The organism is Saccharopolyspora soli, assembly GCF_022678645.1.
In the GTDB taxonomy this organism is placed as follows: domain Bacteria; phylum Actinomycetota; class Actinomycetes; order Mycobacteriales; family Pseudonocardiaceae; genus Saccharopolyspora; species Saccharopolyspora soli.
On record NZ_JALBWV010000008.1, the window covers coordinates 129,839 to 139,035 of the forward strand.

4 protein-coding genes are annotated in these 9,197 nt (G+C 70.3%); 1 reads left to right on the top strand and 3 read right to left on the bottom strand.

Going from position 1 to position 9,197, the window contains the following annotated elements; all coding sequences use genetic code 11:
- Window positions 1-42: 42 nt before the first annotated feature.
- Window positions 43-2,463, bottom strand: a complete 2,421-nt coding sequence (locus MOQ72_RS08520; protein ID WP_242181690.1) for a right-handed parallel beta-helix repeat-containing protein — start codon at window positions 2,461-2,463, stop codon at window positions 43-45.
- Window positions 2,460-5,366 (bottom strand): helix-turn-helix transcriptional regulator, encoded by a 2,907-nt coding sequence (locus MOQ72_RS08525; RefSeq protein ID WP_242181692.1) that lies wholly within the window; start codon window positions 5,364-5,366, stop codon window positions 2,460-2,462. The genes MOQ72_RS08520 and MOQ72_RS08525 overlap by 4 nt, the downstream gene beginning before the upstream one ends.
- A 267-nt stretch (window positions 5,367-5,633) precedes the next feature.
- Between MOQ72_RS08525 and MOQ72_RS08530 the strand changes: the two genes are divergently transcribed.
- Window positions 5,634-8,507, top strand: a complete 2,874-nt coding sequence (locus MOQ72_RS08530) for an AAA family ATPase (RefSeq protein WP_242181694.1) — start codon at window positions 5,634-5,636, stop codon at window positions 8,505-8,507.
- Window positions 8,508-8,608: 101 nt separating this feature from the next.
- Here MOQ72_RS08530 and MOQ72_RS08535 read toward each other — a convergent pair whose 3' ends face one another.
- Window positions 8,609-9,163 carry a type VII secretion system-associated protein gene (locus MOQ72_RS08535; RefSeq protein ID WP_242181696.1) on the bottom strand — a complete coding sequence of 185 codons (555 nt, stop codon included), beginning with the start codon at window positions 9,161-9,163 and terminating at the stop codon, window positions 8,609-8,611.
- Window positions 9,164-9,197: the final 34 nt, after the last annotated feature.

A 9,197-nucleotide genomic window follows, 5' to 3' on the forward strand; every position in this document is an offset into this window, starting at 1 on the left:
GGAACAGCGCCCGCGTTCGCCTCCGGCGTGGCGCCGTTTGGGCTAGGCGGTCAGGAAGTCGAGGTCTTCGGCGAGGAGTCGGGTCAGGTCCGTGGTGGAGGCGTCCGTCGTGGTGCCCAGGCGGGACGCTTGGTGGGCGACCATCGCTTCGAAGATCTTGCGCGCCGTGCGTCCGTTGCCGAACGTGCCGTCCTTGGGGATCCGCTCGAAGTAGTCGTGCAGCACCTCGCCCGCCTTCGGGTCCAACTGGTAGTCGTGCTTGTGGCACTGCAGGCGGACGATCGTGACGAGTTCTTCCGCGTTGTAGTTGGCGAACTCGATCGTCTGGTTGAACCGGGACTCCAGGCCAGGGTTGGACGCCATGAACTCCCGCATCTCCTTGGAGTAGCCCGCGACGATCACGACCACCTCTTCGCGGTGGTCCTCCATCAGCTTGACCAGCGTGTCGATGGCCTCCCGGCCGAAGTCGGGCCCGGTTCCGCCCTGCTGCGAACTGAGCGTGTACGCCTCGTCGATGAACAGCACGCCGCCGAGCGCTTTGTTGAACGCCTCGGTGGTCTTGATCGCGGTGCCGCCGATGATCTGGGCGACCAGATCGGCGCGGGCGACTTCCACGAGATGTCCGGAAGTCAACACGCCGAGTTCGGCCAGGATGGCGCCGTACAGCCGACCCACGGTCGTCTTGCCCGTGCCGGGCGCGCCCGCGAACACCAGGTGACGGCTCATCGGCGGCACCGACAGCCCGGCCTGCTGGCGGCGCTTGGCCATCTTGTTCAGGTTGACCAGGGTGGCTACATCCCGTTTGACGCCTGCCAAGCCCACCAGCCCGGTGAGTTCCTCGAACGGTTTGCTGGTCGGCTTCGCGGCCGGGGCGGGCTGCTCGTCCCGCTGCGCACTGGAGGACGGCGTGCTTCCCTGCGGGGCTGCGTCCTGCGGGCCCGCCGTGCCGTGCGCGTCCGGAAAGCCGTTGCCCGTACTGGTCAGGTCGGCGACGTGCAGCGCGGCGGAGGGAACGACCTGGCGCAGCCCGGCGCCGCCGTTGTCGCGCGCTGTGCAACGCTGCACCGAGACCTTGTTCTCGGTGTGCACCCGGATGCCGTCGCCTTTGTTCTCCAGGAATTCGCAGGCGCTGATCGCGGCACGTCCAGCCGCCGTGATCTGGATGCCGTTGGCGTCGCCGGAGCGGAGCCGACAGCGGGTCAGCGACACCTCGGCATCCGCGCCGACCAGCACACCGTCTTCGCCGCTGCCGTAGACGTCGCAGTCCTCGAACACCGACTGCCCGGCTTCGACCACGGCGAGCCCGGCACCAGCAGCGGCTCGGATGCTGCATCCCTCGACCCGCGCCCAGGCATCGCCCGTGACGAGCACGCCAGCGCCGCCGCTTCGGTCGATCTCGGCGTTCTCCAGGTTCGCCCGGCTGCGGCCGGAAACCTCCACCCCGACACCGCCGCAATCGTGCACCCGCAGCCGACGCAGTTGCGGGTTCGCCTCGGAACGCACGGCGACCCCGGTTTCCGCGCAACCGCTCACGGCGAGGCGGTCGAATTCGAAGGTGGCACCGTCGTCGACGGAAACCCCGGTACCGGTCACTTCCGCCACGGCGCACTCCGTCGCCACTCCGGAAGAACCGGCGGTGACCCGGATTCCGTACTTCGCGCTCCGCCGGACCTCGCACTCGTCGAGCTTCGCGGCCCTCGCCCCGGCGACCAGCACCCCGTCCGCCCCGGCGTCCTCGACGGTGCAGGACTCCAGCTGCACCGGTTCCGTGGTGGCCAGGTAGAAACCGATGCCTCGGGTGCCGCGCACGGCCACCCGCCGCAGGGTCGCGGAAGCCTGCTGTTCGACGGCCACGGCGGGCTTGGTCGCACCGCTGACCGCGAAGTTCTCGACGGTCGCCTGACCCTGGCCGTTGAGGCAGATCCCGTTGCCGTCGGCGCGTTCGCAGCCGCCGCCGTGCACTTCCATCCGCCCCTGCTCGGCCACCACGATCGCCGAGGTGCCCAGGTCGTGCAAGCGGCAGTCCGCCACGGAACTGCCGTCCGGAGACGTGACCACCACGCCCGCGCCCTCGGTGTTGCTGACCTGGCAGGCGCGCATCGCCAGAGTTCCCGAGCCGAAGGCGTAGACCGCCGCCCAGGAAGCGGCCTCGACCTCGCATTCGGTCAGCGCCAACCGACCCTGGCCGACCACCACGGCGGGCTGCTCGGAGTCGGTGCCGCGCAAGGTGATCCCGCTGATCGTCACCGCGCCGCCCGCCACGCCGACCGCGCTGCCCTCCAGAACTCGGACCTCCACCGTGCCCGGCCCGTCCTCCGCGGTGATGGTCACCGACTTGGTGAGCACCAAGCGCTCGTGGTAGGTACCGGCGCTGACGTTGATCACCGAGCCTTCGGGCGCGGTCGAGACGGCGTCGGCGATGGACCGGTGACAACCGGGCATCGCCGTCGAAACCGAGATCATCGCTGAGTCATCCCCTGGGGTGCAGTGGCCCGCAGGACTTCCCCGCGGCGTTGCCGCTGGTGCGGCAGGTCCTCGGCGGTCGCGGCCAGCCGCCCTTCCAGCTGCGCCGCGGCCAGTTCCAGCCGGGATCGGCATCCGGTGCGGGCGAACAGGCGGGTCAGGTGGCTTTCCACGGTCTTCTCGCTGACCCCGATCAGGGCCGCGATCCGGCGGTTGGTGAAGCCGTCGCTGACGAGGTCGATGATGCGCATCTCGGTGCTGGAGAAGGACGTCTGCCGGGTCCGCGACCGGGGCAGCGGGACACCGCGCTCCCGCATCAGGTCGTACAGCGGACCGCGTCCTCGGGTGCACCCGAAGCGGTTCGCGAGTTCGTAGTACTCCTGGTGCCAGGGCTGCGGATCGGCGCTGAGATCGCCCACCAGCAGGTACCCCATGGCCGCCCGTGGCAGGTCGCCGCGTCGCCGGGTCAGTTCCAGGGCCTGCAGCGCCTGTTCGCGGTCGCGGTCCAGCAACGCCTGCATGAACAGCACCGCCTCCCGCGAGGAACTGGACCTGAGCTGGTCGTCCAGCGCTTCCAGTTCGGCCAGCAGGCGGTTGGCCAGCGACCGGTCCGTTTCCCGCCACGCGTACCTGATCAACCTGGTCAGCAGGCGCTCCAGACCGGCGAGCGCGCCGCGTTCGCGGTGCCGGAGGTAGTCGCGCCAGCCGACGCGGAGGGCGTCCTCGGGGTGTCCCAGGTGGTAGAGCAGACCGCACCGCGCCCAACTCACCAGGTGACCGCCAGCCATCGCGCGGGGAATCCGGTCGAGCCATCCGGCGGCCCGCTGGAAATCGCCTCGTGTGCAGCAGATCTCGGCGGCGAACACGCGGGCCAGGTGCCGAGCGGTCCCGCCGTGGCCGTCGCGGTGGTCGGCTTCGATCCGGCGCGCCACCGACAGCGCGTTGTCCCAGTCCCCGGCGTGGTAGGCGCGCAACACCTGTTGGTAGCCCAGCAAACTCCCACCGCCCGGACGTCCGTAGTCCTCGCCGAGGATGAGCTCCAGCGCGGTGGCGTAGTCGCTCAGCGCGCCTGCCTCGCGCAGCTGCTCCTGATCGACTTCGCGCGGCGGGTCGTCGGGTTGGTGCCAGGCCGACCACGCCTGCTGGAAGTCCTGGTGGTTGCCGCTGAGCGCGTTCAGCAGCACCAGGACCTCGCCGAGGTCGACGATGCGCCGGTCCGGTTGCGGAGCTTCCCGATGCCACCGGCCGAAAACGGTGTTGATGATGGTGGCCGCCTCGCGGACCCGGCCGCCGAACATCGCGGACAGGAACCGGCGGATGTCCGCGTCGAAACCGGACGCGCCGCCCAGCGCGTCGAACATGCCGATCGAGTCCCGGATCTCGGCCGGGCGTTCCTCGTGCATCAGCGCCGACAGCCAGCAGGTGCCGATCTCCACGAGCAGCGCCATCCGCTCCCGCTCGGCGCGGTCGTCGTCGCTGGTCGCGGCGAGCACCGGCGGCGTGACCAGACCGACGTCCGCAGCAAGTTCGCGGTACTGGCCCAGCGCCATCCGCAGGCGCAGCAGGGTCCGCACCAACCGCGGCCACCGGGGGTCGGAGTGCGGCAGCCGTCGCAGCGCGCCGCGGTACCACGTCGCGGCGCGGGCCGCGTCGCAGTCCGCGATCCGGTCGGCTTCGTCGATGAGGATGTCGGCGCACAGCGGGGAATCCGGCTCCGCCCCGGCCCGCGCCAGGTGGTTGGCCAGCAGCGCCCGGTCCACCGCGGCCCCGCTCTCGACGTGGCTGAGCATCCGCTGGGCGAGCGCGGCGTGCACGGTGCGCAGCAGGTCCGGGTCGATCGCCTGCCGAACGGTGACCGCGAGCGCCGGTACCGCGAACCACAGGCGACTCTGCTCGTCGACGCGCAGGATCCCGTCGGCGACCAGCTCGTCCAGCATCCGGCCGGTGGATTCCAGATCCTCGGCAACGGTCTCGATCACCACGGCCAGGTCGTCCACGGACACCGGATCCCAGGTCGCCAGGATCGCGGCGAGACCATGCGGGGAGTCCCCGGAATCGCACAGCGCGCGGACGAGTTCGTGGTCCTCGGGCAGCGCTATCGGCTCGTCCGAGGAGGACAGGCAGTAGTGGCCGTCGACCACGACCAGCCGTCCCTGCTCGTGCAGCGCTCGCACGGTGGACAGCAGGGTGCCCGGATTGCCGTACAGCGGACCGAGACCGGTGCGCAGCGCGTCGATCGTGAGCGAGTCCAGCGCCGCCCGGCCGGTAGCCGCGCCCCACTTGGACAGCAGCGCGCGAGCATCGTCGGCGGGCAGCGGCGCCAACTCGACGATCTCGTCCGCGAGATCGACGAGCTGCGCCGGAACCGGGGACGGGCGGGTCTGCGGCCGGGCCGAGACGACCACCAGACATCCTCCCGCGCGCAGCGCTTGGACCAGCGCGCACAACGCGACCGCCACCAGCGGCTCGGTCCGGTCCACGTCTTCGACGATCACCGCGGTGCGGCGGCGCCGGGCGATGCGGATCACCGCGCGGCTCAGTTCGTGCGCCATGGCGAGCAGGTGTCGCTGCGGGTCTTCGGCGATCAGCTGCCGCCGCGAGGTCGCCTCGGCGACCGCTTCGAGCAGGTCCGGGTCGAGGCCGCGGTCCACGTACCGCCGCACCGCGTCGAGCAGCGCGTCCACCAGGCTGGTGTCCGGGTGCCGGGCAGCGCTCAGCGAGATGATTTCGAGGCCGTCCCGCCGCCAGTCGGAGGTGACCGCGTTCAGCAACGCCGTCTTCCCCTCCCCGGCGCGGCCGCGCACCACCAGCAGGGCACCGTTCCCGGTCCCGAACTCAGCCGCGCGGTCGAGCGTCGCCCGCTGCTCGTCACGGCCGAGCACCGGAACGCGTTCCCGCGCCATCGGGCTCCTCACTTCGCTCTGCTGCTGTCGGGTTCTGCTGCTGTCGTGTAACAGACGGTCGTCAATGCGGTAATACAAACACCCTGAACCGGTCTTCGGATGCCTACGTTCTTGATAATGGTCCAGGCCGTGATTGCGCGGGGTAACGACGTTAGCGTCCACCTAGGTCAAGGGAGATCCCTCGCGTAAGCCACAATGATTATCTATGGAAGCGGAGCGTTTGGGTCCGTGCACGCAGGGTTCGATGTGAAGTGGGGAGCAGGGGCGGTGCCCCGATCGAGCACGGCGGAGGGCGGGGCGGTTCCGTCCGAATCGGCGGCGGACGTCGGTTGCGTCGCTGGTCGGGAGTCCGGGCCGCCGCGCCTGATCGGGCGCGATGACGTCGTCGCCGAAGTGGTCCGCTCCGCCCGTGACTGTTCGCCACCGTTGACCGTGCTCGTCGGAGACGCGGGCGTCGGTCGCAGCGCGGTGCTGGCCGAGGTGCGCGCCGCTCTCGCGGACGGTCCGACCAGGGTGTTGGCGCTGCGGGCCAGCGCGCACGATCAGCACACCCGCTACGGCGCGCTCTACCGACTGCTCACCGATGTGGACGGCCCCTCGGCCGGTGTCGGGCGGAGCGCGCGGATGTCCGTGCTGGGGCTGGTGGCGAAGCTCAGCGCCATCCCCGATCCGCACGACCCGCGGGCCACCACGGTGCAGTTGGCGTCGGCGGTGTTCTCCGTCGTACGTCGCCACGCGCCGATGGTGGTGCTCATCGACGACGCGCAGTGGCTGGACGAGGGAACGGCATTGCTGGTGGAGCCGTTGGTCCGGCGGTTCGTCCACGCGGGATGTTCGATCGTGCTCACTGTGCGGTCCGACGCGATGCCGAAGCCGGGCGGTTCATCCGGGGGGATCGTCGATGCGATGCGGCGGCTGAGCGAATCCGGGCTGCTCCGCCTCGTCGCGCTGCGCCCGCTGACCCGTCGGCAAACCGGCGCGATGATCGCCGACACGCTGCGGGCCGTCCCGGATGCCCAATTGGTGCACGAACTGCACGCGGCGAGCCGGGGCAACCCGTCCGCCCTGGTGTCGGGGATCAGCTGCTACCGGGAAGTGGAGGCGCTGCGGATCACGGACCGGCACGCGTACCTGGTTCCGGCCGTCGACCGGCCGGTGCCCGCCACCTGCCACCAACTGCTGGCGCGGGTCCGCGACTCCGGGTCGCTGGCCTGGCCGGTGGCCCGCGCGATGTCGGTCCTCGCGCCGCTCGGTCCGGCCGCGCCGCAGTTGGTGGCGGAGTGGGTCGGGTCCGACGAGCTCGCCGTGCGGGATGCGTTGGCCCTGTTGGAAAAGCGCCACGTGCTCCTCCGGCGGCGCAGCGCCGACCGGAACGGGCCGCTCGGCTGGCGGTTCCGGATTCCGATGGTTCGGGCGTTGGTGGAGTCGTGCTTGGGGCCCTACGAACGCCGTCGGCTGTCGGCTCTGGCGGTGACCGCGATCTGGAACGGCGCGGCGCGGGCGGCGGACCCGCACTTCCTGCCCGACCGGCTGGTCGATGCGGGCAAACTGGTTGACCCCAAGCGGGCGAGCACGGAACTGCTCGCGCACGGCGGCGCGGCGATGTTCAGCGACGGTCCGCGGGCGGCCCGCTGGCTGCGCGTCGCGGCGGACCGATCGGTGAACCCGCACACCCGCGCGATGGCGTTGTTCGCGCACACTTCCACGTGCGTGGTCCACAACCGGATGGCCGATTCCCTGGACAGCGCCCGCACCCTGCTGCGGAACCATTCCACCGAGTTGTCCGCCGACCGGCTCCAGGAGGCGTTGAACGCCTACCTCATGTCGCTGGTGAGGTGCGGCGATTACGCGGAGCTGACCCGGATCGCGGAGGATGACCCGCCGCCGATTCCCGGCGGTGCAGCCGCGCAAATCGTGGTCAAGGCGTTCGCGTTGGGCCTGCTGAAGAGGTGGGAGGAATGCTGGCGGTTGCTCAGCGGAACCCGCGAAACATGGATTCGTGCCAACGATGTCACCGCCGATTTCGGCAACCAGCTCCGCAGCGGAGCAGGGGTGCTGCTGGGCGAGCCGGGTGAGCTGTTCCGGTACGTCGCCGAGCCGGAGCGCTGGCACACCCACGACCAGCCGCAGCACCGGTTCGAGCAGGTCCGGCACGTGATGAAGATGCTGCTCATGCTCGGCGAGCTGGACCGGGTGCAGGAGGTGATGAGCTCCTACGACCTGGTGCTGGAGCAGTTGCCCGACGCGCTGCAGTTCATGGTGCGGTGCCTGCGCGGCGACTGGTCCAAAGCGATGGACGTCGCGCGGCGCGCCATCGCCGCCGGGACCCACCTCGGCTGCCCGGTGGAAGGACCGATGCTGCACCTCGGTGCGGCGCGGATGCTGATCGCGAGCGGCTGGCTCAACCGGGCCCGCCAGATGATCGAGCTGGGCCGCCGGTACGACCTGGAATACCTCTTCGACAGGGCCGAAGTGGCGGTGCTGTCGACGCTCGGCGAAACCGACGACGTCGTGGGACTGCTGCGGGACGGCCTCCGGAAAGCCGAGGCGAGCGGCTACGAAGTGGGCACCGAGGACATGTGGGCGGAGCTCGCGCACCACGAACACCTGGCGGGCAACCACGAGGAGGCCAGCCAAGCGCTGGACCGCGTCCGGCGGCTGGCCGAACGGATGGGGACCGGTCGGGCCGAACTCTGCCACCTGGTCACCAGGGCGCAGTTGCTGGACGACCAGACGAGCGCCGAGGCTGCGGTGAAGCTGGCGCGGGACCGCGCGCAGCCGTACGAATCCGCACTGGTCTTCACCCGGCTAGCCGTGCACGGCTTCCGCACCACCGAACTGCTCTCCGAGGCGTACGAACTGTACGGGGAACTCGACGCGCTGCTGCTGCGCGCTCAGATGCGGCAGACGATGCGCGCGCACAACATGCCGGTGCCCGGCCGCGCCGCAACCACGAACGAGAACGAGCGGCTGCTGGCGGTCCTGGTCACCGAGGGCTTGACCAACCGCCAGCTCGCGGCGGTGTTCGGGACCACGGAGAAGAGCGTGGAAGGACGGCTGACCCGGATGTTCGCCCGCATCGGCTACCGGTCCAGAGTGGAACTCGCCGCGGCGATGCTCACCGGCGAATACCCGGGCTGACAACGTCGTCATCCCGGTCGTGCGCGCTCAACCGAGCTCCGGTCGTCCGGCTGCGGTTGGATTCCGCGGCCTGCGCGCGTCGGCGGCTATGGTGCGGTCGGTCATGGAGCGGGTGTGCTGTCGCGCAGCGGTTCGGCCATCAGGCGCATGGATTCTTGGGCGCCCGGGTTGAGCAGGATGTCCACGCCGTCGGGTAGCGCGTCCAGGATCCGTTCGAGCGGCAGTTGTTGCCATACCGCGGCGAGGTCTGGTCGGTGGTGTGCCGGTGAGCTGGCGACGAGGGCGCAAGTCGCTTCGTCCGGGGAAGGCGCGAGCACCAGTTCGCCGTTTTCGGTGAGGCCGAGGTCGAGCATGGAGTCCCGCAGGGTGGCGAGGAGGTCGTCGGTGTCGGATTCGCCGCGGGAGAGGGATTTCATGACGGCGTGCGTGGGGTCAGTGGGCACGTCGGGTCCGGAGGGGGTGTAGTCCGGGTTGGGGAAGAACTTTCCCGGTCGTCCTTCCTCGTCGAGCAACCATCCGCCGACCATGACCTCCGGAGGCGCTACTTGGTCCGGCTGGTCCGACTGCCACGAGGGGTCGAGGACTACAGCCCACACCGCATCGACGGTGTCGGGTTCGCTGTCTTCTGCCTCGGCTGGTTTCGGCTCGTTGTCCATTGGCTTTCCGTTCTGATGGTTGTGATCCGTGGTG

Coding starts and splice junctions, on each gene's coding strand:
- MOQ72_RS08520 (WP_242181690.1), bottom strand. CDS start 2,463: ATGATCTCGGTTTCGACGGCGATGCCCGGTTGTCACCGGTCCATCGCC.
- MOQ72_RS08525 (WP_242181692.1), bottom strand. CDS start 5,366: ATGGCGCGGGAACGCGTTCCGGTGCTCGGCCGTGACGAGCAGCGGGCG.
- MOQ72_RS08535 (WP_242181696.1), bottom strand. CDS start 9,163: ATGGACAACGAGCCGAAACCAGCCGAGGCAGAAGACAGCGAACCCGAC.